22 protein-coding genes and 1 tRNA gene are annotated in these 23,505 nt (G+C 61.9%); 10 read left to right on the top strand and 13 right to left on the bottom strand.

What is annotated here, in order from left to right:
* Window positions 1-110: 110 nt before the first annotated feature.
* Genes ACYG9V_RS22315 through ACYG9V_RS22335 form a run of 5 tightly spaced genes read left to right on the top strand, consistent with a single transcriptional unit; the run spans window position 111 to window position 4,632 of the window.
* A complete protein-coding gene (locus tag ACYG9V_RS22315) occupies window positions 111-995 on the top strand; it encodes a cytochrome c oxidase subunit II (protein WP_352536912.1) in 885 nt (294 codons plus the stop codon).
* A 22-nt stretch (window positions 996-1,017) separates the two neighbouring features.
* Window positions 1,018-2,787, top strand: coding sequence for a cytochrome c oxidase subunit I (ctaD, locus tag ACYG9V_RS22320; RefSeq protein ID WP_023681631.1), 1,770 nt, complete (start codon window positions 1,018-1,020; stop codon window positions 2,785-2,787).
* Complete coding sequence (locus tag ACYG9V_RS22325; RefSeq protein WP_023688233.1) at window positions 2,784-3,488, top strand: cytochrome c oxidase subunit 3; 705 nt, start codon at window positions 2,784-2,786, stop codon at window positions 3,486-3,488. The genes ctaD and ACYG9V_RS22325 overlap by 4 nt, the downstream gene beginning before the upstream one ends.
* Window positions 3,489-3,501: 13 nt before the next feature.
* A complete protein-coding gene (locus ACYG9V_RS22330; RefSeq protein ID WP_023667664.1) occupies window positions 3,502-4,224 on the top strand; it encodes a heme-copper oxidase subunit III family protein in 723 nt (240 codons plus the stop codon).
* Between the two features lie 9 nt (window positions 4,225-4,233).
* Complete coding sequence (locus tag ACYG9V_RS22335; RefSeq protein WP_023667665.1) at window positions 4,234-4,632, top strand: cytochrome C oxidase subunit IV family protein; 399 nt, start codon at window positions 4,234-4,236, stop codon at window positions 4,630-4,632.
* A 63-nt stretch (window positions 4,633-4,695) separates the two neighbouring features.
* Here ACYG9V_RS22335 and ACYG9V_RS22340 read toward each other — a convergent pair whose 3' ends face one another.
* The 4 genes from ACYG9V_RS22340 to tig all read right to left on the bottom strand — a co-directional run bounded on the left by ACYG9V_RS22340 (window position 4,696) and on the right by tig (window position 8,899).
* Complete coding sequence (locus tag ACYG9V_RS22340) at window positions 4,696-5,517, bottom strand: DUF2189 domain-containing protein (protein WP_023691119.1); 822 nt, start codon at window positions 5,515-5,517, stop codon at window positions 4,696-4,698.
* Between the two features lie 179 nt (window positions 5,518-5,696).
* Complete coding sequence (locus ACYG9V_RS22345; protein ID WP_023688232.1) at window positions 5,697-6,629, bottom strand: heme o synthase; 933 nt, start codon at window positions 6,627-6,629, stop codon at window positions 5,697-5,699.
* 153 nt (window positions 6,630-6,782) lie between these two features.
* Window positions 6,783-7,163: a c-type cytochrome gene (locus ACYG9V_RS22350; RefSeq protein WP_023667668.1), complete on the bottom strand. Its 381-nt coding sequence runs from the start codon at window positions 7,161-7,163 to the stop codon at window positions 6,783-6,785.
* 260 nt (window positions 7,164-7,423) lie between these two features.
* Window positions 7,424-8,899, bottom strand: a complete 1,476-nt coding sequence (gene tig, locus ACYG9V_RS22355; protein ID WP_023697608.1) for a trigger factor — start codon at window positions 8,897-8,899, stop codon at window positions 7,424-7,426.
* 352 nt (window positions 8,900-9,251) lie between these two features.
* On the opposite strand from tig, the gene ACYG9V_RS22360 reads away from it, so the two are divergent.
* Window positions 9,252-9,336, top strand: a tRNA-Leu gene (locus ACYG9V_RS22360).
* Window positions 9,337-9,437: 101 nt separating this feature from the next.
* Here the strand turns inward: ACYG9V_RS22360 and ACYG9V_RS22365 are convergent.
* The 3 genes from ACYG9V_RS22365 to ACYG9V_RS22375 all read right to left on the bottom strand — a co-directional run bounded on the left by ACYG9V_RS22365 (window position 9,438) and on the right by ACYG9V_RS22375 (window position 12,652).
* Complete coding sequence (locus ACYG9V_RS22365) at window positions 9,438-10,886, bottom strand: aromatic amino acid lyase (RefSeq protein ID WP_352763614.1); 1,449 nt, start codon at window positions 10,884-10,886, stop codon at window positions 9,438-9,440.
* Window positions 10,887-10,961: 75 nt separating this feature from the next.
* Window positions 10,962-11,543 (bottom strand): GDYXXLXY domain-containing protein, encoded by a 582-nt coding sequence (locus tag ACYG9V_RS22370; RefSeq protein ID WP_023667671.1) that lies wholly within the window; start codon window positions 11,541-11,543, stop codon window positions 10,962-10,964.
* Window positions 11,540-12,652: a DUF2157 domain-containing protein gene (locus ACYG9V_RS22375; protein ID WP_023667672.1), complete on the bottom strand. Its 1,113-nt coding sequence runs from the start codon at window positions 12,650-12,652 to the stop codon at window positions 11,540-11,542. The genes ACYG9V_RS22370 and ACYG9V_RS22375 overlap by 4 nt, the downstream gene beginning before the upstream one ends.
* A 235-nt stretch (window positions 12,653-12,887) precedes the next feature.
* Here ACYG9V_RS22375 and ACYG9V_RS22380 point away from each other — a divergent pair, with 235 nt between their 5' ends.
* The 3 genes from ACYG9V_RS22380 (at window position 12,888) to trmFO (ending at window position 15,127) form a co-directional block, all read left to right on the top strand.
* Window positions 12,888-13,028, top strand: a complete 141-nt coding sequence (locus tag ACYG9V_RS22380) for a DUF1127 domain-containing protein (protein ID WP_006335194.1) — start codon at window positions 12,888-12,890, stop codon at window positions 13,026-13,028.
* A 51-nt stretch (window positions 13,029-13,079) separates the two neighbouring features.
* On the top strand, window positions 13,080-13,223 hold the full coding sequence (locus tag ACYG9V_RS22385) for a DUF1127 domain-containing protein (protein WP_023667673.1): 144 nt from the start codon (window positions 13,080-13,082) through the stop codon (window positions 13,221-13,223).
* A gap of 491 nt (window positions 13,224-13,714) precedes the next feature.
* Window positions 13,715-15,127 (top strand): methylenetetrahydrofolate--tRNA-(uracil(54)-C(5))-methyltransferase (FADH(2)-oxidizing) TrmFO, encoded by a 1,413-nt coding sequence (trmFO, locus tag ACYG9V_RS22390; RefSeq protein WP_352763611.1) that lies wholly within the window; start codon window positions 13,715-13,717, stop codon window positions 15,125-15,127.
* Window positions 15,128-15,163: 36 nt separating this feature from the next.
* Here trmFO and ACYG9V_RS22395 read toward each other — a convergent pair whose 3' ends face one another.
* From ACYG9V_RS22395 to yajC, 5 genes are all read right to left on the bottom strand, one after another.
* Complete coding sequence (locus tag ACYG9V_RS22395) at window positions 15,164-15,982, bottom strand: phytoene/squalene synthase family protein (RefSeq protein ID WP_460222073.1); 819 nt, start codon at window positions 15,980-15,982, stop codon at window positions 15,164-15,166.
* A gap of 25 nt (window positions 15,983-16,007) precedes the next feature.
* Window positions 16,008-16,397 (bottom strand): Mth938-like domain-containing protein, encoded by a 390-nt coding sequence (locus tag ACYG9V_RS22400; protein ID WP_023688226.1) that lies wholly within the window; start codon window positions 16,395-16,397, stop codon window positions 16,008-16,010.
* Window positions 16,398-16,408: 11 nt separating this feature from the next.
* On the bottom strand, window positions 16,409-18,961 hold the full coding sequence (gene secDF / locus ACYG9V_RS22405) for a protein translocase subunit SecDF (protein WP_352763609.1): 2,553 nt from the start codon (window positions 18,959-18,961) through the stop codon (window positions 16,409-16,411).
* Window positions 18,962-19,178: 217 nt separating this feature from the next.
* Window positions 19,179-20,174, bottom strand: coding sequence for a SecDF P1 head subdomain-containing protein (locus ACYG9V_RS22410; RefSeq protein ID WP_023697614.1), 996 nt, complete (start codon window positions 20,172-20,174; stop codon window positions 19,179-19,181).
* A 53-nt stretch (window positions 20,175-20,227) separates the two neighbouring features.
* Entirely contained in the window at window positions 20,228-20,575 is a 348-nt protein-coding gene (gene yajC, locus ACYG9V_RS22415) for a preprotein translocase subunit YajC (RefSeq protein WP_023667680.1), read from the bottom strand.
* A gap of 271 nt (window positions 20,576-20,846) precedes the next feature.
* Between yajC and ACYG9V_RS22420 the strand changes: the two genes are divergently transcribed.
* Window positions 20,847-21,722: an ATP-binding protein gene (locus ACYG9V_RS22420; protein ID WP_023688224.1), complete on the top strand. Its 876-nt coding sequence runs from the start codon at window positions 20,847-20,849 to the stop codon at window positions 21,720-21,722.
* A gap of 100 nt (window positions 21,723-21,822) precedes the next feature.
* Here ACYG9V_RS22420 and ACYG9V_RS22425 read toward each other — a convergent pair whose 3' ends face one another.
* Window positions 21,823-23,322 carry a peptidoglycan DD-metalloendopeptidase family protein gene (locus ACYG9V_RS22425; protein ID WP_023753361.1) on the bottom strand — a complete coding sequence of 500 codons (1,500 nt, stop codon included), beginning with the start codon at window positions 23,320-23,322 and terminating at the stop codon, window positions 21,823-21,825.
* Window positions 23,323-23,505: the final 183 nt, after the last annotated feature.

Here is a 23,505-nt window from a genome sequence, read left to right on the forward strand (position 1 = left end):
TCGCTCCTTCCACAACCGGCTCTAGAATTTCGATCGCAAATCACGCATGATGCACTTGGTATTTTCCCGGGACGGCTTCGCGCCCCCTGAAATACCGGGAGGAACGGGACATGCCCATAGTGGTTGTACTCGTTTTGATCGTCGTGGGCTCGGTGTTGTTCCACTTCCTGAGCCCATGGTGGTGGACTCCGATTGCCTCGAATTGGGACTATATCGACAACACCATCATCATCACCTTTTGGATTACCGGCGTCGTCTTCGCCGCAGTCGTCCTATTCATGGCCTATTGCGTTTTCCGCTTCCGTCACCGCGAAGGCAACCAGGCGGCCTACGAACCGGAGAACAAGCGGCTCGAATGGTGGCTGACGATCGTCACCGGAGTGGGTGTTACCGCCATGCTGGTTCCCGGCCTGTTTGTCTGGAGCCGGTTCGTCAACGTTCCAAGCGACGCAACCGTGGTCGAAGTCGTCGGCCAGCAATGGCAGTGGAGCTTCCGCTTGCCCGGCAAGGACGGCAAACTCGGCACATCCGACACCCGCGACGTCACCGCTGAAAATCCGCTGGGCGTGATCGCCAAGGACCCCAACGGCCAGGACGACGTCGTGGTGGAAGCGGCCGACCTGCATCTGCCGGTCGGCAAGCCGGTCAAGATGCTGCTGCGCTCGATCGATGTGTTGCACGATTTCTACGTTCCGGAATTCCGCGCCAAGATGGACATGATACCGGGCTCGGTCACCTATTTCTGGTTCACCCCCACCAAGACCGGGACCTTCCAGGTTCTGTGCGCCGAACTGTGCGGCCAGGGGCACCCGATGATGCATGGCATCGTCATGGTCGATACCGAGCAGGACTATGTGGCCTGGCTCGACCAGCAGCAGACGTTCGCGCAATTGTCGGCGCCGCAGCAGACGGGCTCGGTGGAACAGGCGCCGGGCAACGCGACGGCGTCAGCTCTAGAAGTTGCGGCAAAACTCGAAACTGTCGGGTCCCGCTGAAGGGCACGGAGGTGCTCCGCCTATGGTCGATATCACGCCTGCAGATGCCGTCCCGCCCGCCGAAGTCGCGGAAATGGAGCTTTACCATCCGCACAGCTGGTGGACGAAGTATGTCTTCTCGCAGGACGCCAAGGTCATCGCCATCCAGTATTCGGCGACCGCAACGGCCATCGGCCTGGTCGCGCTGGTGCTGTCCTGGCTGATGCGGCTGCAGCTCGGCTTCCCCGGCACGTTCGATTTCATCACCCCCGAGGCCTACTACCAGTTCATCACCATGCACGGCATGATCATGGTGATCTACCTGCTCACGGCACTCTTCCTCGGCGGCTTCGGCAACTACCTGATCCCGCTGATGGTCGGCGCCCGCGACATGGTCTTTCCCTATGTCAACATGCTGAGCTACTGGATCTACCTCCTTGCCGTGCTGGTGCTGGTGTCGAGCTTCTTTGCGCCCGGCGGACCGACCGGCGCCGGGTGGACGCTCTATCCGCCGCAAGCCATCATGACCGGCACACCTGGCGGCCAGGAATGGGGCATCATCCTGATGCTCGTCTCGCTGATCCTGTTCATCATCGGCTTCACCATGGGCGGTCTGAACTATGTCGTGACGGTGCTGCAGGCCCGCACGCGCGGCATGACGATGATGCGCCTGCCGCTGACCGTCTGGGGCATCTTCACCGCCACCGTCATGGCGCTGCTCGCCTTTCCGGCGCTGTTCGTCGCCTGCGTGATGATGCTGCTTGACCGCGCGCTTGGAACCTCCTTTTTCATGCCCGCGGTCGTCGAGATGGGGGAACAGCTACAGCACAATGGCGGCAGCCCGATCCTGTTCCAGCATCTGTTCTGGTTCTTCGGCCACCCGGAAGTCTACATCGTGGCGCTGCCGGCCTTCGGCATCGTCTCCGATCTGATCAGCACGCATGCGCGCAAGAACATTTTTGGCTACCGGATGATGGTCTGGGCCATCGTTGGCATCGGCGCGCTGAGCTTCGTGGTCTGGGCGCACCACATGTATGTCAGCGGCATGCACCCCTATTTCGGCTTCTTCTTCGCCACCACGACACTGATCATCGCCATCCCGACGGCGATCAAGGTCTACAATTGGGTGCTGACGCTGTGGCGGGGCGACATCCATCTCACCATACCGATGCTGTTTGCCATGGCTTTCATCGTCACCTTCGTCAATGGCGGGTTGACCGGGCTGTTTCTCGGCAACGTCGTCGTCGACGTCCCGCTGTCGGACACGATGTTCGTCGTCGCTCACTTCCATATGGTCATGGGTGTTGCTCCGATCGTCGTCATCTTCGGCGCGATCTACCACTGGTACCCGAAGGTCACCGGCCGGATGCTGAACGAGACGCTCGGCCGGTTCCATTTCTGGGTCACATTTCTCGGCGCCTACCTGATCTTCTTTCCCATGCATTACATCGGCCTGATGGGCGTGCCGCGGCGCTATGCCGAACTGACCGACGTGACGGTCATGACGGAGTCGGCGCATCACCTGAACTCGTTCATCAGCATCATGGCGTTTATCGTCGGCTTCGCCCAGATCGTTTTCCTGTTCAATCTTATCTGGAGCATCCGCCATGGGCGCGAGGCCGGTGGCAATCCATGGCGAGCCACGACACTCGAATGGCAAACGCCGCAGACGCCACCGGCGCATGGCAATTTCGGCAAGGATCTGCCGATCGTCTATCGCTGGGCCTATGACTACAGCGTGCCGGGCGCCAAGGAGGACTTCATTCCGCAAAACATGCCGGGCACGTTCGGCCCCTCCAGGGAGCCGGCATGAGCGTCATCCTGGTCTTCCTTCTCGTGATCGCCGGCTTTGCCGGCTGGTGGCTCTCGCATCAGCGGCTGATGGCGAAACCATGGCTCGAGCAAGGTGTGGCAGGAGATTTTGTCGCCTTCGACCGATCGAGCCTGCCGACCGCCAAGATTGGCCTCGGTGTCTTCCTCGCCGTGGTCGGCTGCCTGTTTGCGCTGTTCACCAGCGCCTACTTCATGCGTATGGCGCTGTCGGACTGGCAGCCGCTGCCCATCCCACGCCTGCTCTGGCTCAACACCGGCATGCTGGTGCTGAGCAGCGTTGCGCTGCAATGCGCCTCGATCGCGGCGCGCAAGCGCCAGATGGACACGGTCAGGCTCGGCCTTGCTGCGGCTGGGCTCACCGCGATCGCCTTCCTCATCGGGCAGCTCATGGCATGGCGGGACCTGACCGCCGATGGCTATTTTCTGGCCTCCAATCCGGCCAACAGTTTTTTCTACCTGATAACCGGGATGCACGGCCTGCATATAGTGGGAGGGCTGGTGGGCCTGGGCAGGACAACCGCCGGCGCCTGGAACGGGGCACGGCCGGAACGGCTTCGCCTCAGCGTCGAATTATGCGCCATGTACTGGCATTTCCTGCTTTTCGTCTGGCTCGCCATCTTCGCTCTTTTAGCCGGCTGGGCCGCGACGTTCATCGATATTTGCCGGCAGTTGCTGACCTAGGAGGTCGAGGAGCATGGCAGAAACGACACTGACGCATACCGGCCAAACGGAGACGCGGCCCGCAGGCTGGCAAGGCATCGCCGCCGATTGGTCCTCGGATCAGCGCGCGTTCAAGAACGTGTCCTGGGGCAAGGCCATGATGTGGATCTTCCTGCTCAGCGACACCTTCATCTTCGGCTGCTTCCTGCTCTCCTACATGACCGCGCGCGTCTCCACACGTGTGCCGTGGCCCAATCCGAGCGAGGTCTTTGCGCTTCGCATCGGCGGTTCGGACATTCCACTGATCCTGATTGCCATCATGACCTTCGTGCTGATATCGAGCAGCGGAACGATGGCCATGGCGGTCAATTTTGGCTATCGCCGCGACCGCCGCAAAACCGCAATCCTCATGCTTCTGACGGCAGCGCTAGGAGCCACCTTCGTCGGCATGCAAGCCTTCGAATGGACCAAGTTGATCACCGAAGGGGTACGGCCGTGGGGCAATCCCTGGGGCGCGGCACAATTCGGCTCGACTTTCTTCATGATCACCGGCTTCCACGGCACGCATGTGACGATCGGGGTGATCTTCCTCATCATCGTGGCGCGAAAGGTCTGGCGTGGAGACTACGACGTCGGTCGTCCCGGCTTCTTCACCAGCCGCAGGGGTCGCTACGAGAACGTCGAAATCATGGGGCTCTACTGGCATTTCGTCGACCTGGTCTGGGTGTTCATTTTCGCATTCTTCTATCTTTGGTGAGAGGCTGACATGGCTGAAGCAACCGCAAACGGCCTCGGGCAACACGCGCTGCACTCTGATCATGCGCATGAAGGGCCATCGACCGGCGTCGCGGAGGTTCATCAGGAACATCCGATCAAGCTCTATCTGGTGGTCTGGGCATGGCTGTTCATCCTCAGCGCCTGCTCCTATATGGTCGATTATCTCGGCATCCACGGCTATCTCAGATGGTCTCTGATCCTGATCTTCATGATCCTCAAGGCCGGGCTGATCGTCGCCGTGTTCATGCACATGGCCTGGGAGCGGCTGGCGCTGACCTATGCGATCATCCTGCCGCCGCTTCTGATATTGGTGTTCGTGGCGATGATGCTCTTCGAAGCGGACTACACGCTTCTCACCCGGTTGTCCTTCTTCGGACCGGGGCCCTGACGCACAGTCTTCATCTCCGGTCAAAGACCGGAGATGAAGCTTCCCATCAGCTGATCTGCGGGGTCAGAGGCCGACCCGCGTCGGGGACGATGGCGGCTCCACAACCTTGCGGTAGACATGCCAGGTGGCGTGACCCAGGATCGGCAGCACGACCGCCAGCCCGGCAAACACCGGCAGCGAGCCTATGATCAGGGCGACGGCGACAATCAGTCCCCAGACAGCCATGGGGATCGGGTTCGCCAGCACCGCTCGCACCGACGTGTGGATGGCTTCGTAGGCGCCGACGTCGCGGTCGAGCAGCAATGGGAAGGCGACAACCGTCGTGCACAACACCACCGCGGCGAAGACGAAGCCGATGGCGTGCCCCAGGACAATCAGAGACCAGCCGCGTCCGGTGGCAAATATTTCATTGATGAAGCCCGAAATCGATGCAGGCGGAGCCGGGCCGAAGAGATATTCGTAGAACACCTGCGCCGCCAAAAGCCAGGCGATGAAGATTGCAACCAGCATGATCCCGACTGCGGCGATGGCTGGCAGGGCCGGAGAATTCCTGACCTCGAAAGCGTGCGTCCAGGAGGTGTCGAGCCCGGCTTCTCGTCTGCGGCTGATCTCATAGAGGCCGATCGCCGCGAATGGACCTATCAGCGCAAAGCCGGACACCAGCGGAAACAACATCGGCAACGCATTGGCGCCCGAAGTCCAGGCAGCGAGCACCACGCCGACAAGCGGATAGATCAGGCAGAGAAAGACGATGTGCGACGGTTTGACCATAAAATCGTCAACACCGCGCTTGAGCGCATCGAATAGATCGGAAACACTGATTTTTCGGATTTTGGTGTGTTCCAGCGTTTCGCTGGCGCCTGCAATCACGTGAAAACTTGTCATGCCCGTTCCTCCAGACCAGGTCCGGCAAGGTCGCGGTTTCACGGTGCTGCCGTTCTGCATGACTGGCCACGCGAACCGCGACCTGCACCGCAATCAATATACTCCATTGACTGGAGCTTGTCGCCCGTTCTTACAAAAGGCTCCCGGAAGGCGAGGTTTCCGAACACAGCGTCATGCCGTCATCCTCCGGCTGACATGAACGCGCGTATCGCGATGGTATCGGCAAGCAGCACGGCAAAGATCGCGAAAAGATAGAAGATCGAATAGGCAAACAGCGCCTTGGCCGGCTTCATCTCCTTGTCGAGGATGACCAGGGCGTTCCAGGCATGCCAGATGAAACCCGCGCCCAATGCAGCCGAAACAATCCCATAGACCCCGCTCGTAAATCCGAACGCCCAGGGCAGCACTCCGATCGGTGCCAGGAGCAGTGAATAGGCGAAGATCTGCCTTCTGGTCGAGGCCTGGCCGGCCACGTTCGGCATCATCGGGATGCCGGCAGCGGCATAGTCGCCGGCCTTGAACAGTGCGAGCGCCCAGAAATGCGGCGGCGTCCACAGGAAAATGATCAGGAACAGGATGAGGCTTTCAATGCCGATGGCGCCGGTGGCCGCCGCCCAGCCGATCATCGGAGGAAGGGCACCCGCCGCGCCGCCGATGACGATGTTCTGCGGTGTCGAGCGCTTCAGCCACATCGTATAGATGACGACGTAGAAAAAGATGGTGAAGGCCAGCAGTGACGCGGCAAGCCAGCCCACCAGCACGCCGAGCGTCATGACCGAAAGTGCGGAAAGCACCAAGCCGAAGCCGAGCGCTTCGCCGGCCGTGACGCGGCCCGACGGAACCGGCCGCTTTGACGTGCGCGACATCAGCGCGTCGATGTCGGCGTCGTACCACATGTTGAGCGCGCCGGCCGCTCCCGCTCCAACCGCAATCGCACCTATGGCGATCACGGCGATGACCGGGTTCATCGCGCCGGGCGCCACCATCAGACCGACGAAGGCGGTAAACACGGCAAGGGCCATGACCCGAGGCTTCAAGAGCGCAAAGAAATCACTGGCCGTCGCTTCCGAGAGGCGGACGCCGGTATCCTTGAGGCTTTCCTTGACCGACATTTGAGACGACCATCGATGGAAACCGGGCAGCCTAGAGCAATTCCAGAAAGAGCGTATGCGGTTTTCCGTCCGGAATTGCGTAAGAACAAAGAGATCGAGCGGATCGCCGTTTCCGTGAGACGGTGAAACGCTCTGGCCGGCCGACGAGCCAGGTTACGGGGAAAATTGCTTCAGATAGGCGATGACGTTGGCGACGTCCTCGTCCTTCTTGAGACCGGGAAACGCCATCTTCGTCCCTTTGACCATTGCCTTGGGGTCGTGAAGATACGTCGTCAGTGTCGGTTCATCCCATTTGACGCCGGATGTGCCGGCCGCGATCATGGCTTCGGAATATTTGAAATCCGGATGCGTGCCGGCCGTCCGGCCGATAACGCCATGCAACGAAGGGCCTATCTTGTTGGTATCTTGGTCTGCGACGTGGCAGACCTTGCATTTGGTGAAGACCTTCTCGCCCGCCGCGGCGTCCTGTGCCCGCGATGGATTGGCGATGAAAGTTGCAACGGAAACGACGGCGAAAAACGCAACCAAGCGCATGGCATTCCTCCCTGATCGTCAAATTTGCCTGAGACGGTCTGCACATGCCGGTAGCACCAGCATGCGCCCTGCACGGCAGAATAGATTCTCCGCTCCTCCCCAGATGGAATTGCGGCACTTGTGTACCACAGAATCTGGCCGGTAGGTAGAACAGGACGACCGTACAAAGGTTCAGGTGGGCTGCGGTGGCTCAAGGCACATCCGCCACAACGAAAAAGGCCGCCTCGAGGGCGGCCTTTTCTGATCTTGTCGTCAGGCGCTTATTCGGCGTCCTTGGCGGCCTTCTTCTTCGGGGCTGCCTTCTTCTTCGGCTCTTCCGCGTCGTCGGCCTTTTCAGCCTTGTCGGCCTTCTTGGCAGCGGCCTTCTTCGCCGGCTTGGCCTTGGCGGTATCGCCCTCTTCGTCGTCAGCCATCAGCTCTTCCTTGCTGACCTTGACGTCGGTGACCGAGATCTGGCTGAGCAGATGGTCGACGACCTTCTCCTCGAACATCGGCGCGCGCAGCGTGTTCAGGGCTTCCGGATTGCTGCGATAGAACTCGAAGGCTTCCTGCTGCTGGTTGGCCGGGTAGCGGCGCACCTGCTCGAACAGGCCGCGCTGCAGTTCCTCGTCGGAAACGGTGACGCCGGCCTTCTCGCCGATCTCGGCCAAAACCAGGCCGAGACGCACGCGGCGCTCGGCAAGCCGCAGATATTCGGCGCGTGCCTCTTCTTCCGTCGTCTCCTCGTCGGCGAAGGTACGGCCGGCGGCTTCGAGATCGCGGTTGACCTGGGTCCAGATGTTGTTGAACTCGGCATCGACGAGCTTCGACGGCGCCTCGAACGAATAGGCCGCGTCAAGCTGGTCGAGCAGCTGGCGCTTGACCTTCTGGCGGGTCATCGAACCGAACTGGTTCTCGATCTGGCCGCGCACCACGTCGCGCAGGCGCTCCAGCGATTCCAGGCCGAGGTTCTTGGCCATCTCGTCGTTGATTTCCAGCGCGCCGGGCTTGGACACTTCCTTGACGGTGACGTCGAAGGTGGCTTCCTTGCCGGCCAGATGCGCTGCCTGGTAGTTTTCCGGGAAAGTGACCGTGACCTGCTTCTCGTCGCCGGCCTTGGCGCCGATCAGCTGGTCCTCGAAGCCCGGGATGAATTCCTTGGAACCCAGAACCAGCGGCTGGTCGGTGCCGGCGCCGCCGGAAAAGGCCTCGCCGTCGATCTTGCCGAGATAGTCGATCAAAACGCGGTCGCCTTCGGCGGCCTTGCCGGTCTTCGGCTCGAAGCTGCGCGCCGATTCGGCAACGCGCTGGACCTGCTCGTCGATCTCGCTGTCCGGCACTTCGAATACCTGGCGCGTCACCTTGATGTCGGAGAAATCCTTGATCTCGATCGCCGGGATGACCTCGTAGTTGAGGCGGAATTCGAAGTCGGCGCCGCCGGCCAGGATCTTCTCGGCCTCTTTCTCATCTTCCGTCATGATCACTTCAGGTTGCATGGCGGCCTTTTCGCCGCGCCCCGTGATGATCGAACGGGTCGAATCGTTGAGGATCTCATTGACCACTTCGGCCATGAACGACTTGCCGTAGACCTTGCGCAAATGCTGCACAGGCACCTTGCCGGGACGGAAGCCGTTGATGCGGACCTTGTTCCTGGCGTCGGACAGCCGCGCCATCAGCTTGGCTTCCATATCACCGGCCGGCACGGTGATCTTGATCTCGCGCTTGAGACCGGAGTTGAGCGTTTCGGTGACCTGCATCGTAAAACCTTTATCTTCACCAAAGAGGCTGCCACGGCGTCTTGCCGTTCACAGCCTGCCGGTACAATCTTGCCGGGAATGGCTTTTGGTACGGAACCTGGCGATTTGACCGAAATTACGGCTCAAATTGTTCCAAACTGCGTTCCAAGATGTGAATAAGTTCTTGTTTTTCCTACTTCTTATCACATTCTGCAGAAGCGGATCGGCGCGTCCCGTCACATTTGACACGCCTTTTGTCACAGGCGAGGCCAATTTTCAACCATCTTCGCGTTGCAGCGAATGACCGCCCCAACGGCAGACATTTTCGCCCCGACATTGACAGAATGATGGCTACATGGGATTGCCGACAAATGCGGATGTGGCGGAACTGGTAGACGCCCTGGATTTAGGTTCCAGTGCCGAAAGGCGTGGGGGTTCGAGTCCCTTCATCCGCACCACCCTTCGCTCTATCGAGCTTCGGGTGGCAGGCCACCCAGGAGCTTGATAAAGCGAAGGGTGTCCTCCGAAGCCGTGGCGTAGGAGGACTGGCGGCGACGGCCTACACTTCAAACACTTGACCGGTAAACCACTCCGCCAATTTCGCCAGCTCCGGCCCCAGCACCCGGTCGGCGTCGACCGGCGGCACGATCTTCCTGATATCCGCGACAAAATCCTGCAATGCCGGCGGCGCGGCGCGTTCAGTCACGTACAGGGCCTGCGAGGCGATCATCGCCAGCATCGCCATTGCCGCATCGAGGCAGCGGCCGGCCGTCGCTTCCTTGGTCCAGGCGAAGAATGCGGTGGTGGCGACGTCGTCCTGGCCGGCGCCGGCCGATTCGGTGCCCGGAATGAAGGTGCGCTGCGCCGCGAGTTTGGCCTGTTCGAGATAGCCGGTGATCGCCATCGGCACATAGCCGACATTGCCGTGCCCGTCGCTGTCGGCCCAATGCCGCCCGGTCATCAACAGGTCGGGCAGCAGCGACACCTTGCCGTTCAGCAGCTTTGAGGCGTGGCGGTCGCAGAGCAGGCAGAGATCGGCCCAGATCGCCGCCAGATCGTCGAGCGCCGGCGTCGCCATGGCATTGTGATAGCCGCCGGTCGAGATGCAGCGCCCCAGCGGGTGCGCCGCGTCGGGCGGGATATAGACTGGATTGTCCGAGATCGAGGCCAGCGATACGGTCGCCGCCTGCTCGGCGCCGGCCAGCGCCCGATGCGCATGGCCGAGCACACGCGGCACGATCCGGTAGCTGACCGGCGCCTGATAATTGCGCCGTCCATCCCCTGCGCCGACCAGAAACTGCCGCAACCCTTGCAAGGCGGCCGCTTCGTGTTCGTCGCCCCAGAGCCCGTCGAGCGCTGCATCATAATGCTCGAGCGGCGCACGAAAGGCTTCGATCGACAGCGCAAACACCTTGTGCGCCATCGCGACGCGACGGCGTGCGGCAAGTGCTGCGTCCGCCACAAGGGCGGCAGCGCAGGGCGAGCCGTTGATCAGCGAGCCCCGCTCCTTCACTTCGAGCTCCAGGCCAGCGGTAAGCGCGGCAAACAGCGGATAGAGCGCCAGGATCTCGCCGGCGCCGCCCTGCCCCTGCGACGACACCACCGGCATCGGTCCACCGTCGAGCATCGCCGCAACGGCTAGCGCGATGCGCGGCGTGGTGGCGGCATTGCCTTCGATGAAATTGGTCAGCCGTGCCAGCACGATCGCCCTGACGACGCGCTCAGGCAATGGCTCACCGAACGATGTGGCGGCGGCATACGCCTTGATGCGCGCATGGCGGTCGCGCTCGTCAAGTTCGAGCTTGCGGCTTGCCAGCTCGCCCATGGCGGTGGTGACGCCGTAGATGACCGGCGGCGGATCGGACTCAATGAGTTTCAGGAACGAGGCGCGGCATTCGGCAATGCGTTGCAAGGCCTTGTCGCCGATTTCGACCGTGTCGTTTCTCCAGGCGACGCGCAAAACGGCATCGAGATTGATATCTTCGCGCGTCGTCACCGTAATCGGCATTGTCTTCGCCCGTCTGGTTTGCATGAAGGCGAAGCGATCGATCGTTGCCGAAATCCATGCCCTGGGTAATGTCTTCTAGTAGAGCGGTTCCTCAAACAATGTCTTGTCGCCGTCCATCAGCGCCTTGATCTGTGCCTGGCCACTGGCGGCGAGCGCGATCCGCACGCCGAATGGCCGCACCCGCATGTCGTTCTGGATCGCCATGCCCTGGCCCTCAGGTAGGTAGAAGCGGTCGATGCCGTATTGCGGTGCGATCGTGGATTCAGGATCAAGCGTCCAGCCCGGCGCGACCTGGCCGACAATATCGGCTTCGTCGGCGGTCGCCGGCGTCGGAGCCTTGCCGAACCAGGCCGTGGTCGCATGCCAATAGCCGTCGGCACCCGGCTTCAGCCGGACCACGATCGGCGTGTTCTCGCTCACGAGCTGGCCGGCCGGGATGTTGGCGATCAGCTTCACCGGAAAGCGCGATATTTCATAGCCGAGGATAATATAGTCGCCGCGCAGCAGATCGCGCGGATCGACCGGCTCGACTTTCAGCAAGACCTCCTTGCCGTTGCGCAGGATCGCCGCGCGGCCGGCGATGATCCAGCTCAGGAAGCCGATCTGGACGAGCGCCAGGACCAGCGCCGAGATGACAAGTTTCTTTCCCGACATCATGCTGCCGCTCCTTCCGGGGCCTTCATGCGTTTTTCCACACGGATGATGACGAGAGCCAGGATGCCGAACAGCACTGCGGCAGCCAGGAAGAAGCCGGCCGTGCCGAGCATCGTCTGCAAGGTCACGACATAGATAATGGCGAGCTCGAAGGCAAAGCCGGCATAGGCAACCCAGCGCAGCCCCCTGCTCTCGCGCCCGCCCAGCATGATCGCCGCGGCAATGCCGGCCAGTGCGATGACCGACGCAATGGCAAAGCCGTTGCTGAAGGCGTTGTCATCGCCCAGTTCGATCTGCATCATCGCCAGCCCGGTGAGAAAGCCGATCAAGGCGTGCAAAGGCAACCGCCCGCCGAGTTGCAAGATCCGGTCGGCCGGCCCAGCGGCGAAGATCGAAACCGCAAACAGCAGCGCCGACACCACGACGAGAGGAATAGCCAGGGCGAGCGTGTTCTGGTCCAGGCCGCGCACCGCGATATAGAAAATGACCGAGAGAATGATCAGGTGGCGTGCCGGCTGGCTGCGCGTCCACAACGAGACGACAAAAAGCACCGGCGCCATGATAACGAAGAAATCCGGAAATACGGGGCGGTCATAAAAGTCGAACGCGCGCACGAACAGCCAGGCAACGGATATGCCGACGGCAGCGACCGTCAGCGGGTTCGAGCGCAACGCCACCGCGGCTAATGCCGTGCCGATGCCCCAGGTGACGATGGCCGAGGCTTCGTCACCCGTGAGATGGTACATCTGGCCGATCAGCGCGATCGATCCGCCGAAGGCCGCGGCGGCCACGATCCACAGCGCCTCGCCGATCGCCGCATGGTCGCGCATCTTCAACACCGCGCCGCCGACATAGCCGGCGAGAATGACGGCAAACAGCGCCGCGACCCGCACCAGCCGCGGGATCGCGTCCCAGTTGGCGGCGACGAAGAGCAGGATCGCGGCGCCGAACAGCAGCGCTGCCATCATGGCCAATATAGTGCCGAAGCTCAGCGATTTGCGCTCGTTTGCGTCGATGTCGCGCTTAAGCGCATCGGCCGTCTTCGCGTCGATCAGGCCAGCCTGCAGCCACCGCCCGATATCGGCCCTCGCCCGTGACGAATAACTCGCCATGCCGCTTCTCCCCCAGCTTGGTCTTTCTGACAGCCGATCCGCTCAAATCGTTGACGCAACGTCATTTTCCGATTCGGGTTTCTTCATGACGAAGCCGTGAACGCGCGTTAATGTTGCATTGCACAATTTGCATTGCTGCCATGCGCCAACAGCACTTTTAAATCGATATAACCCAGCCTATTTACTGTTCGTACACAAACGGAATGATCCGAAGAAAGACGAAACGAGCACTACCATGAACCTGATCCGCAACTACCGCAACTGGCGCCGCTACCGGGACACCGTCTCCGAGCTGAGCCGCCTGTCGAACCGTGAACTGACCGACCTCGGCATCAGCCGCAGCGACATCCACTACGTCGCCCGCAAGGCGGTCTAATCCTCTTCGGATCGCAAATGGTCCGAACCAGTTTTGAAAAAGAGAACGACAATGAACCTGATCCGCAACTATCGTAACTGGCGCGTTTACCGCGACACCGTTACCGAACTGGGTCGCCTTTCGAACCGTCAGCTCCATGATCTCGGCATCGTCCGTGACGAGATCAAGATCATCGCCCGCAGGGCGACGATCTAACAAGAATTTCGCCAGGGTCGACCTCCTCCCCGACCCTGACGGATACGGTCAGCCTTCACCTCCTCCCGAGGGTTGACCACCAAAACGGCGCCCGCCGCACCTCCTCCCGCGGCGGGCGCTGTTTCCAAACCGAACGCAGTTCGTCTCCAAAGTGAACGCAGTTCGTCTTCCAGGGATTTCGCCTCCCTCGATCCGGCGAAAAGAATTTCGTCAAAGCCGACCTCCTCCCCGGCGATGACGAATACGGCCGATCCCCACCTCCTCCCGAGGATCGGCCCCAAAAACGACACCCGCCGCACCTCCTCCCGCGGCGGGTGTTGTTGTTTTTGGGGCAGGTTTTCGGCTGTGCTTGCGGTCGATCGAGGCGCTTTGCGCCGCCATCCAAGCGTCGCCGCGGACATAAGAAACTCGAGCTCCGTCGTTGCACGACAATGCCCCACGCTCGCACCGGCCAATTGCAAACGGCGCGCCAAGCGATTATTCCGGCGCTCATGAGCAAAAATCCTATCCACATCGTCGGCGGCGGCCTCGCCGGCTCCGAAGCCGCCTGGCAGGCAGCACAAGCCGGTGTTCCCGTCATTTTGCATGAGATGCGCCCGGTGCGCGGCACCGATGCGCACAAGACCGATGGGCTGGCCGAACTCGTCTGTTCCAATTCCTTCCGCTCCGACGATGCCGAGAACAATGCCGTCGGCCTGCTGCATGCCGAAATGCGGCTGGCCGGCTCGCTGATCATGAGCGCCGGCGACGCCAACCAGGTGCCGGCCGGCGGCGCGCTGGCCGTCGATCGCGACGGCTTCTCCGACGCGGTGACGAAAAGGCTCGAAGCGCACCCGCTGATCACCATCGAGCGGGAGGAAGTGCCGGGCCTGCCGCCGGCGGAGTGGGACCAGGCGATCATCGCCACGGGACCGCTGACCGCGCCGTCGCTCGCCCAGTCGATCGCCGAGGCAACCGGCGCCGATGCGCTGGCCTTCTTCGACGCGATTGCCCCGATCATCCATTTCGACACGATCGACATGGACATTTGCTGGTTCCAGTCGCGCTACGACAAGGTTGGGCCCGGCGGCACCGGCAAGGACTACATCAACTGCCCGATGGACAAGGACCAGTATCTCGCCTTCGTACAGGCGCTGGTCGACGGCCAAAAGACCGAATTCAAGCAGTGGGAAGGCACGCCCTATTTCGACGGCTGCTTGCCGATCGAGATCATGGCCGAGCGCGGCGTCGAGACGCTGCGCTACGGGCCGATGAAGCCGATGGGGCTGACCAATGCCCACAATCCGACGGTAAAAGCCTATGCCGTGGTGCAGCTGCGTCAGGACAATGCGCTGGGCACGCTCTACAACATGGTCGGTTTCCAGACCAAGCTGAAGCATGCCGAGCAGGTGCGCGTGTTCCGCACCATTCCGGGTCTGGAAAACGCCGAGTTCGCCCGTCTCGGCGGCCTGCACCGCAACACCTACATCAACTCGCCGACCTTGCTCGACGCCTCGCTGCAGCTGAAGTCGCGGCCGGGCCTGCGCTTTGCCGGCCAGATCACCGGCTGCGAGGGCTATGTCGAGAGCGCGGCGATCGGCCTGCTCGCCGGCCGCTTCGCCGCCGCCGAGCGGCTCGGCCACGCGCCATCGCTGCCACCGCTCACCACCGCCTTCGGCGCCTTGCTCAACCACATCACCGGCGGCCACATCGTTTCCGACGACGAGCCGGGCAAACGCTCGTTCCAGCCGATGAACGTCAATTTCGGCCTGTTCCCGCCGGTGGAAGCACCGAAGACCGAAGGCAAACGCCTGCGCGGCAAGGACAAGACGGTGGCCAAGCGCCACGCGATCACCTCACGCGCGCGGGCAGATTGTCGGGAGTGGCTAGGGCTGCCGGCGCAAACAGCGGAAGCTGCTGAATAGCCAAGTCTCAGAGTCCTAACGCGATTGACGTTTACGTTAACTCGCTGGCCAACCCCGCGTTGCGCGCCTGAGCAACAGCCAATGCCGGCGCAGAGCCGAAAGCCGGTCTGCGCCACCAAGCGGCGAGCGGCCATTGGCCATCTTGCCGAGATAGGCGCTGGTCAGCGCCAGCGGCAGGAACGCCGGACGCAGCGTTTCCGGAAGTGCGGACGCCCCTTGCTCGAAAGCGCGGAGATGCTCCTGCGCCAATGCAATCATCGCAGCCACCGCGCGCTGAGCGCCGGGGCCGCCGTCGCCGCTGACGAACTCCTCCGGCGACGAGCCGGCCGCTGCAAGGATATCCGCCGGCACGAAGCATTGCCCGCGTCGGCGATGCAGCGGCAACAGCAGCAACAGGCCGGTCATCGCCTGGGCGCAGCCGGCCCTGCCCGCCAGTTCGGCAAAGCGCGGCGCCTGATTGGGATCGAGCACCATCGCCGCCAGCTGGATCAGCGCGGCCGCCGTCTCGCCGCAATATCCCTCGAGATCGGTGCGCGACGGCATCGGATCGTCATAGAGGTCGAAGATGCGGGCCTCGAGCATGTTGTCGAAGGCAGTTTTGGGCAGGCCATGGGCAGAAATCGTCGCCTTCAGCGCATCGGCGAGCGGGTTGCCTGTGGCTGCGGCTTCAGCAGCGATGACATCGCGCCACCATTGCAGCCTCACTTCGCCCGGCAATGCCTCGTGGATGCGGTCTCGGACAGACGCAATCTCGGCATTGAAGGCGTAAAGCGAAAACAGCGCCGCGCGCTTGTTGGCCGGTGCATAGAGTGCGCTGACATAGCGGTCATGGTCGCCGGCGCGCACCGTCTCCATGACGATATCAGCTGTATCGGTCACGTCAGTCGACGGCGATGAGCGCCGCGGCCACGGCGCGATCTTCGGCAAGCAGAACATTGTAGGTCCGCACCGCTGCCCCCGTCGACATCGGGTCGGAGCCAATGCCAGCCGCTTTCAGCGCCGCCCGAAGTGCTGTCGGCAAGGGCCGCAAATCCTTGCCTGTACCGACCAGCAGGATCTCGACCTTGCCGGCCTCAGCCAGCAGCAGGTCGAAATCCGCCGCCGTCAGGGCCAGCGGATCGGCCGGCTCCCAGCCATGGATGCCGGAGGGCAGGCAAAGAAGCGAGCCGCGATGCGACATGTCGGCGAAGCGGAAGCCGCCATTGCCGTAGGCTTCGATCGGCGCCCGTCCGGGGAAATGCGCCTCGCGGATGACGATGCCTTTTGCCACCAGCGCAGCCGTCAGGTCGCCACGGCCTTGCCGCCACCAACCGGCTTCTCCTCATCGGCGCTCGCTCCCTGCGGCCTGAGCCTGAACAGGATCAGCAAGGGTGCTGCGATGAAGATCGACGAATAGGTGCCGAAGACGACGCCGAACAGCATCGCCATGGTGAACGAGCGGATCACCTCGCCGCCGAACAACACCAGCGCCAGCAGCGCCAGGATGGTCGTCACCGAAGTCAGCGTCGTTCTCGACAGCGTCTCGTTGATGGCGTTGTTCAACAATTGCGGCAGCGGCATTCGTTTGTATTTTCGCAAATCTTCCCGAACACGGTCATAGACGACGATCGTATCGTTGAGCGAATAGCCGATAATGGTCAGGATCGCCGCTAGCGAAGACTGATTGAATTCGAGCCCGGTGATGACGAAGAAGCCCAGCGTCATCACCACATCGTGCACCGTCGCCACGATCGCGCCGACCGCGAACTGCCATTCGAAGCGGAACCAGACATAGACCAGGATGCCGATCAGCGCGATGATCATGGCAATCGTGCCTTGCTTGGCCAGCTCGCCCGAAACCGTCGGGCCCACCACCTCGACGCGGCGGAAATCGTAATTGTCCTGGAGCTCGCCGCGCACCTTGTCGATGACGGTCTGCTCGGCGTTCTCGCCGCCATCCTGGGTGCCGACGCGGATCAGCACGTCGTTCGGCGCGCCGAATTGCTGGACCTGCACTTCACCGATGTTTAGCTCCGACAGCCGGCTTCTGATATCGCCAATATCGGCGTCGCCTTGCTTGGACTGCACCTCGATGATCGAGCCGCCCTTGAAGTCGATGCCGTAGTTGATGTCGATGGTCAGGAATCCGATAACCGACGCGATCGACAGCAGGCTGGACAGTGCGAAGGTCCAGCGGCGGATGCCCATGAACGGGATTTTCGTGCCGGCCGGAACGAAGGTCACCGGCGCACGCGGCAATTCCTTCGGACGCGCGCGGCGCAGCCAGATCGACACCAGCAGACGGGTGAAGGTGAAGGCGGTGAACACCGTGGTCAGGATGCCGATGGCATAGGTGATGGCGAAGCCCTTGACCGGTCCGGTGCCGAGATAGAACAGCACGACCGTGGCAATCAGCGACGTCACGTTGGAATCCACGATGGTCGCCAACGCCTTGGTAAAGCCGGTGTCGATCGACTGGATGACCGAACGGCCGGCCCGTCGCTCCTCGCGGATGCGCTCATAGATCAGCACGTTGGAATCGACCGCCATGCCGATGGTCAGCACGATACCGGCAATGCCGGGCAAGGTCAGCGTCGCGCCAAGCAGCGACAAGACCCCGACGATCATCGCCACGTGCACGGCGAGCGCAATGTTGGCGAGGAAGCCGAGAAGTCCGTACGCGACGAACATGAAGGCGACGACGAGAATGGAGCCGATGATGCCGGCGACCTTGCCGGCATGGATCGAATCCTGGCCGAGGCCCGGGCCCACCGTGCGTTCTTCGATCACGGTCAGCTTCGCCGGCAACGCACCGGCGCGCAGCAGCACGGCGAGGTCGTTGGCGCTTTCGGCGGTGAAATTGCCTGAAATCTGGCCGCTGCCGCCGAGGATCGGTTCGCGGATCACCGGCGCCGAAATCACCTGATTGTCGAGGATGATGGCGAACGGCTTGCCGACATTCTGCTGCGTCGCCTGGCCGAACCGTGTCGCACCGCGCGAGTTGAAGACGAACGAAACCACCGGCTCGTTGTTTCGGGAATCATAGGTTGCCGTCGCCTTGGCAAGATCCTCGCCGGACACGATGACGCGATTTTCCACCAGATACGGAACCGGCGGATCGTCCTGCGAATAAAGCACCGAGGAGCCTGCTGGCGGGCGGCCGTTCAGCGCATCCTGCACCGACATCGAGGTATCGACCATCTGGAAGGTCATCTTGGCGGTCTGGCCGATGATCTCCTTCAGCCTTTGCGGATCCTGCAGGCCCGGCACCTGGACGAGTACACGGTCGTCGCCCTGCCGCTGCACGATCGGCTCGGTGGTGCCGAGTTCGTTGACGCGACGCTCGACGACTTCGATCGACTGCGCCAATGCGGCCGAGGTGCGGTATTTGATGCCGGCGTCGGTGACGGTGAATTTGAGCAGCCCGGCTTCGGAATCATCCAGGGACATCTCCTGGATGGAGCCACCGGTGAACAGGCCGGCGGCGACCGGATCGGTCAGCGGCTTAAGCGCCGTCTTGGCGGCATCGGTCTGGGTTGGATCGGTGATGCGCACTTGTACGGTCCTGCCGGTGCCGCCAAGGCCGGTATAGCCCACCTTGGCATCGCGCAGCAGCGTGCGGATCTCGTCGCGCGTCGTTTCCAGCTGCGCCTTGACGAGATCATTCTGGTCCATCTGCAAGAGGATGTGCGAACCGCCCTGCAGATCGAGACCAAGCGTCATCTGCCGCTTCGGAACCCAGTTGGGCAATTGCGCCAATGTGCTGGCCGGAAAGAGATTTGGCGCGGCAAGGATGAATGTGACGGCCACGGCGATCCAGATCAGGATCATCTTCAGGCGCGAAAAATACAGCATATGGCGTTGTCCGTCAGGGCGTACTGGCGGATCGTTCCGCCGACAATTCGGTTATTTCTTGGCGTTCTTATTTGCCACCGGCTCGCCCTTAACCCGCACTTCGCCGATTGTCGAGCGCGCTGAGGTCAATTTGGCGCTGCCGCCGGCAGCGGTTTCGGCGTCAATCGCCTCTGTCGGTCCCATTCTAATTCTGATCACCGCCGGGCGCTATCGTGCGCTACTCGACTATTTTCAATTGTGCAGGCATCGGTCCGGAACGCAAAAGCAAGGCCAGATCATCGGCGTTCTCCTTTGTAAGGTTGCCCGATATCTGGCCGCGGCCGTTAAGAATTGGCTCGCGGACGACTGGCACCGAAAGCACTTGGTTGTCGAGGATCATCGCAAATAGCTTGCCGACATTCTGCGAGGTCGCCTGCGCAACGCGTGCCGTTGCCCTGGAATCGAAGGTGAACGAAACCGCCGGCTCATTTGTGACGGAGTTGGAAGTCGCCTGAGCATTGACAATGTCGTCACTGGAAACGATCGTTCGGCTCTCAACCAGATAGGGAACCGGTGGATCGTCCTTCGAATAAACCACCACCGAGCCAGCGGGCGTCCGGCCATTGATCGCATCAGCGACCGGCATCGACTCATCAACCCACTGAAAAGTCAGCATTCCGGTTCGGGTGAGAATTCTCCTCAGCCTTTGCAAATCCGCAACGCCCGAGGTCCGGACCAGCATACCGTCTTCGCCCTCTGGCCGCACTACTGGGTCGGCTACACCAAGATCACGCAGGCGATTCTTAATGACCACGATCGACTGCGCAAGCGCGATCGACATCCGATACTTGATACCTGTGTCTGTTACCGTGAACTTGAGCAACGCTGCTCCGGTATCATCCAGGATCACTTCCTGGACCGGACCAGCGCTGCCAAGGACAGGATCAGTCACCGCCTCCAATGCCATCTTGGCCGCGCCGACCTGAGCGGCGTCGGTGATATGCACCTGAACGGCCCGACCCGACTTAGCAAGACCAGTATAGCCGATCCTTGCATCGCGCAGCAGCGTCCTGATTTCGTCACGCGTCGCCTCCAACCGGCGATCGATCACATCGGTCGCGTCCAATCGAAGCAGCACGTCCGCGCCGGCAGCGTGAAGACTGGGCGCGTCGACGAGCATTGTGGCCATAGCAAGCCAGATCAGGATCATTTTCAGGCGCGAAAAATGGACCATACGCCGTCTTTGTCAGAGCTCTGCCCGCGGATCGCTCCGCTTGGGAAACTGGCTTACTTCTTGGCGTTCTGGTTGGCCACCGGCTCGCCCTTGACCCGAACATCGGCGATCGTCGAGCGCAGCGCCGTCACCTTGGTGCCGCCGCCAAGGTCGATCTCAAGCTCATTGTCGTCGATCACCTTGGTCACCTTGCCGACGAAGCCGCCGCCGGTGATGACCGTGTCGCCACGGCGCACGGCCGAGATCATCTCCTGGCGCTTCTTCAACTGGGCGCGCTGCGGCCGGATGATGAGGAAATACATGATCACGAAGATCAGAACGAACGGGAGTATCATGCCGATATCCCCGAACGGACCAAGCGGAGTTCCGGTAGCTTGGGCGTATGCCGGTGTGACGAACATCAAGAACTCCTGGTTACGAAGAAGGCCGTAGGGCGGCCTCGCCAAATTTGGCCGGAATATAGTGGGTAAAGTTACCAATGCAACTGCGCGGCCGGGCTTTCAGCTGCTTTTCCGGCCGGTTGACCCGTGTTAGAGCATGCTCCCGGAATACGGGCGTGGTTTTCGCAAAAGATCATGCCCAAACAAAAGCTTGGAACCAGTTTCTATCTCGCCCGGATCAAGACGATTTCGGCCCCTACGCACGTTCGTGCGGAAACATAAAAGACGAGACATGACCGACAGCACCATCGAGGCCCTGAACCAAAAGCTCGACCGCCTGATCGAGGCGGTCACCCGCCTCGCCCCGCCGCCGGTGCCGCAAACCGATCTTGCGGTTGCCGATTGCTTCGTCTGGCAGGCCGACCCCGGCTATCTCGAGCCGGTGCGCAAGGTCAACCGCGTCGACATCGGCCTGATCCGCGGCGTCGACCGCGTGCGCGACATTCTGGTCGAAAACACGGAACGCTTCGCCGCCGGCCATGCCGCCAACAATGTGTTGTTGTGGGGTGCGCGCGGCATGGGCAAATCCTCGCTGGTCAAGGCCGTGCATGCGCAGATCAACGCCCAGGCCAAATCCGACCTGCCGCTCAAGCTGATCGAGATCCATCGCGAGGATATCGACACGCTGCCCAGGCTGATGGGCCTGCTGAAGGCGGCGCCGTTTCGCTTCATCCTGTTTTGCGACGACCTCTCCTTCGACCATGACGACACCTCCTACAAGTCGCTGAAGGCAGCCCTTGAAGGCGGCGTCGAGGGCCGCCCGGCCAATGTCATCTTCTACGCCACGTCGAACCGCCGGCACCTGTTGCCGCGCGACATGATCGACAATGAGCGCTCGACCGCCATCAACCCGTCCGAGGCGGTCGAGGAAAAGGTTTCGCTGTCCGACCGTTTCGGCCTGTGGCTCGGCTTCCACAAATGTTCGCAGGACGAATATCTCGACATGGTCAACAGCTATGCCAGCCATCACGGGCTCACTATCGACCCGGAGCAGCTGCGCGCCGAGGCGCTGGAATGGGCAACGACGCGCGGCAGCCGCTCGGGCCGCGTCGCCTGGCAGTTCACCCAGGATCTGGCCGGCCGGCTCGGCAAGCCGCTGAACGACTGATTGATTTCCGTCAGGTCACTGAAAAAGCCCGCCCCTTGCGGAGCGGGCTGAGCCGGCGGGCCGGACTGGAGGTCAGACGGCCTGCAAAACGTTTATTGTTCTATTCGAGATAGCCAGAGGGGTCGACCGGGGCCGAGTTCTTGCGCACTTCGAAGTGCAGTTTCGGCGAGTCGGTGGTCCCGCTCATGCCCGACAGCGCGATTTCCTGGCCGCGCTTGACCTTCTGGCCGCGCTGCACCTCGATCGACCTGGCGTGACCATAGACGGTGACCAGCCCGTTTTCGTGGCGCACCAGAACCGTATTGCCGAATTCCTTGAGGCCGTCGCCGGCATAGATGACCACGCCGTTTTCGGCCGCCTTGACCGGCGTCCCCTCAGGCACGGCGATGTCGACACCATCCTTGCCGCCACCAAAATTGGAGATGACGCGGCCACGCACCGGCCAACGCATCTTGCCGATGCCGGTGGCATCGGGCGCAACAGCATCGTCGTCCTCGGCCTGCTGGATAACCTTGGCGTCCTTCTTCGGCGGCGTGTAGGTGGCGAGTGTCTCCGTCGGCTTTGCCGCCGGTTGGGTGGTCGCGGTCGTCACCGGATCAACTTTGGCCGGCTTGGCGCTGGCGACCGTTGCGGTGCCACCTGCCGGAACCTTCAGCGTCTGGCCGATCTTGAGCAGGCCGTCCTGCATGCCGTTCGCCTGCTTCAGCGCCACGACGCCAACGCCGGTCTTCCTGGCGATGGAGGACATGGTGTCGCCCGACTGGACCGTGTAGGTGCCCGCGCCGGCCTTTGGCGCGGCCGAGGCCGTCTGCGCCGGCTTGTCGGTCTTCGGCTTGTTCGCTGCCGAAGCGTCAACCTGCGCGGCGGACTTGCCGTCCTTGAGTTTCGGCTGCTGCGGCAGCACGGCGACCTTTTCCGGCGCTGGCGCCTTGGGGCTGTTTGCCGGCTTGCCGTCGGCAAGTTTCGGCTCTGCCCCCTTGCTTGAATAGGCATAGGCCGGGATGACCAGTTTCTGACCGGTCTTCAGCCCCTTGGTGGCGCTCAAGCCGTTGACCTTCATGATCACGTCGGCGGGCACATGATAGCGATGAGCGATGCCGGAAATGGTCTCGCCGTCGCTGACCACGATCTCGGTCGCATGCGGCGTACCAGCCGCAACTGGTTTCGGATCGGAGTCACCGGCATTCTTGAACGGCCTCGCCGGCTGGACGGTGCCGGTAGTCGTTCTGTCGACATGCGGTGCCGGTGCAAGCGCCGGCGCGGAAGCGGTACGCATCGGAGCAGCTTTGGGCGCGCTCGGCGGCGGCAGCTGCTGGACGGTGACCGGCTCCAGGCTGGAGCGGCTGACCGACTGGTTATGGCTGCCATCGACAGGTGCCGCAGCGATCGGCTCGGCCGCCACATCGCCCGGATAGGGCTGAGCGGTGCTCTGCTTGTCGATGATGGCGCGCTGATTGTTGGTCGAGGAGGTGAAGACGTCGTCGACACCGTTGAACCGCGAGACTTGGGAGCTACACCCCGCCGCCACTCCGGCTAGCATGAGGACAGCGCAGCCCCGCGACAGAGTACGCCCGTTTGCCTTCAAAACACTGAATTGCATCGCACTAACCCGCACAGACCCGGTACACACTGGTCATGATTAAAGCGCGTTAATGTTACTGGCGGGTTAACCCCATAGAATCAGACGCAAATTTTCTTAAAACATTTTCGAACGCGCCGAAGGTGCGTTGAGATTCAGGTCAGGCCGAGTCGAAAATGACAGGTTCTGAGAACCGGCCTACGC

This window comes from Mesorhizobium sp. W016 (assembly GCF_054719485.1).

What these genes read in the sequence shown, in the direction of transcription:
- ACYG9V_RS22380 (WP_006335194.1), top strand. Translation starts at nt 12,888, where the DNA reads ATGAACCTGATCCGCAACTACCGCAACTGGCGCCGCTACCGGGACACC.
- ACYG9V_RS22410 (WP_023697614.1), bottom strand. Translation starts at nt 20,174, where the DNA reads ATGGTCCATTTTTCGCGCCTGAAAATGATCCTGATCTGGCTTGCTATG.
- ACYG9V_RS22330 (WP_023667664.1), top strand. Translation starts at nt 3,502, where the DNA reads ATGGCAGAAACGACACTGACGCATACCGGCCAAACGGAGACGCGGCCC.
- trmFO (WP_352763611.1), top strand. Translation starts at nt 13,715, where the DNA reads ATGAGCAAAAATCCTATCCACATCGTCGGCGGCGGCCTCGCCGGCTCC.
- ACYG9V_RS22315 (WP_352536912.1), top strand. Translation starts at nt 111, where the DNA reads ATGCCCATAGTGGTTGTACTCGTTTTGATCGTCGTGGGCTCGGTGTTG.
- ACYG9V_RS22350 (WP_023667668.1), bottom strand. Translation starts at nt 7,163, where the DNA reads ATGCGCTTGGTTGCGTTTTTCGCCGTCGTTTCCGTTGCAACTTTCATC.
- ACYG9V_RS22385 (WP_023667673.1), top strand. Translation starts at nt 13,080, where the DNA reads ATGAACCTGATCCGCAACTATCGTAACTGGCGCGTTTACCGCGACACC.
- ACYG9V_RS22335 (WP_023667665.1), top strand. Translation starts at nt 4,234, where the DNA reads ATGGCTGAAGCAACCGCAAACGGCCTCGGGCAACACGCGCTGCACTCT.
- tig (WP_023697608.1), bottom strand. Translation starts at nt 8,899, where the DNA reads ATGCAGGTCACCGAAACGCTCAACTCCGGTCTCAAGCGCGAGATCAAG.
- ACYG9V_RS22375 (WP_023667672.1), bottom strand. Translation starts at nt 12,652, where the DNA reads ATGGCGAGTTATTCGTCACGGGCGAGGGCCGATATCGGGCGGTGGCTG.
- ACYG9V_RS22345 (WP_023688232.1), bottom strand. Translation starts at nt 6,629, where the DNA reads ATGTCGGTCAAGGAAAGCCTCAAGGATACCGGCGTCCGCCTCTCGGAA.
- ACYG9V_RS22325 (WP_023688233.1), top strand. Translation starts at nt 2,784, where the DNA reads ATGAGCGTCATCCTGGTCTTCCTTCTCGTGATCGCCGGCTTTGCCGGC.
- ACYG9V_RS22365 (WP_352763614.1), bottom strand. Translation starts at nt 10,886, where the DNA reads ATGCCGATTACGGTGACGACGCGCGAAGATATCAATCTCGATGCCGTT.
- ACYG9V_RS22395 (WP_460222073.1), bottom strand. Translation starts at nt 15,982, where the DNA reads ATGGAGACGGTGCGCGCCGGCGACCATGACCGCTATGTCAGCGCACTC.
- ctaD (WP_023681631.1), top strand. Translation starts at nt 1,018, where the DNA reads ATGGTCGATATCACGCCTGCAGATGCCGTCCCGCCCGCCGAAGTCGCG.
- ACYG9V_RS22420 (WP_023688224.1), top strand. Translation starts at nt 20,847, where the DNA reads ATGACCGACAGCACCATCGAGGCCCTGAACCAAAAGCTCGACCGCCTG.
- yajC (WP_023667680.1), bottom strand. Translation starts at nt 20,575, where the DNA reads ATGTTCGTCACACCGGCATACGCCCAAGCTACCGGAACTCCGCTTGGT.
- ACYG9V_RS22370 (WP_023667671.1), bottom strand. Translation starts at nt 11,543, where the DNA reads ATGATGTCGGGAAAGAAACTTGTCATCTCGGCGCTGGTCCTGGCGCTC.
- ACYG9V_RS22340 (WP_023691119.1), bottom strand. Translation starts at nt 5,517, where the DNA reads ATGACAAGTTTTCACGTGATTGCAGGCGCCAGCGAAACGCTGGAACAC.
- ACYG9V_RS22425 (WP_023753361.1), bottom strand. Translation starts at nt 23,322, where the DNA reads ATGCAATTCAGTGTTTTGAAGGCAAACGGGCGTACTCTGTCGCGGGGC.
- secDF (WP_352763609.1), bottom strand. Translation starts at nt 18,961, where the DNA reads ATGCTGTATTTTTCGCGCCTGAAGATGATCCTGATCTGGATCGCCGTG.